This window comes from Pantoea sp. GbtcB22 (genome assembly GCF_019091025.1).
In the GTDB taxonomy this organism is placed as follows: domain Bacteria; phylum Pseudomonadota; class Gammaproteobacteria; order Enterobacterales; family Enterobacteriaceae; genus Pantoea; species Pantoea leporis.
Map to the genome: position 1 here is coordinate 1 of NZ_JAGXKB010000474.1, position 252 is coordinate 252.

General features: G+C 59.9%; 1 protein-coding gene. It reads left to right on the plus strand.

Going from position 1 to position 252, the window contains the following annotated elements:
• Positions 1 to 252 (plus strand): M81 family metallopeptidase (locus KVT28_RS25755; RefSeq protein ID WP_217551083.1); only part of this gene is annotated, 252 nt, incomplete at both ends.

A 252-nucleotide genomic window follows, 5' to 3' on the forward strand; every position in this document is an offset into this window, starting at 1 on the left:
ACTCACCACCAATCCTTATTTCGCCTTTTTGCAGGATTATGATGGCGAGTTTCTGCCGACCTTCCACGCGCGCGCCATCGCCGGGGGTCCGGTGGCGCGCGTCACCTACGACGATTTTAAGCAGGATTTCCTGACGCGCCTCGCGGCACATTTGCCGGTGGGTGGCGTTTATCTCGCGATGCACGGTGCGGTTTATGTTGTAGGCATGGAAGATGCCGAAGGCGACTGGATCCGCGCCACGCGCGAGCTGGT